This window comes from Clostridium sp. C2-6-12 (assembly GCF_009928485.1).
Classification (GTDB): domain Bacteria; phylum Bacillota; class Clostridia; order Clostridiales; family Clostridiaceae; genus Clostridium.
This window is the reverse complement of the sequence record NZ_JAABNP010000096.1, coordinates 1-613: the sequence shown is the minus strand read 5'-3', so window position 1 is coordinate 613 and position 613 is coordinate 1. Positions and strand designations below refer to the sequence as shown.

Sequence of the window (613 nt, the reverse complement as noted above, 5' to 3'; positions counted from 1 at the left end):
GTTAGTTTAGATTCATATATATCTGTAGATGCAGTAAAATATAGTGTTCCAGTTGAATATGTAGGTAAAAAAGTTTCCTTTAGAATAACCTTAGGTTATAAGCTAGAAGTATTTAATTCTTCTTTAGATATAATTGCAACACATGAAATTATCAAAGATAAAGGCAGAATGGTTACAACTAATGAACACTATGGTGAGTTAAATAATATAGTTCCTAAATCCATTCCTGAAATAATAAGGCAATTTGAAAATACATTTTCTAACGGTAAGATTTTTTATAAAAATTGCATACCTCATTTAAAACAACCAACCTTTCATATGAGACAAATAATTAAGCTTAAGGAACTTTATGACAACGACTCGTTAGATTTAATTTTAAAGTACTGTATAGATCAGAATATTTATGAAATTAAAGAGATAAAAAACATATTAAAGACAAAATACCTAGATATAGTTAAAGGCATCACTTCTAACGATGAACTCCTTACAATAAATGAAACAAGTCGGGATTTATCTTATTATGAGGAGGATCAATTTTAAGTATGAAAGATAAGATTAATACATCACCAGACCATATTATATCTCTTTTAAAACAGTTTAAACTCTTAGATAT

Annotated in this window: 1 pseudogene; it reads left to right on the top strand. The window is 26.4% G+C overall.

Annotation, left to right across the window (positions count from 1 at the left end):
• A pseudogene (locus GXK56_RS27525) lies at window positions 1-540 on the top strand (IS21 family transposase); the annotation flags it as partial.
• Between the last annotated feature and the right edge of the window lie 73 nt (window positions 541-613).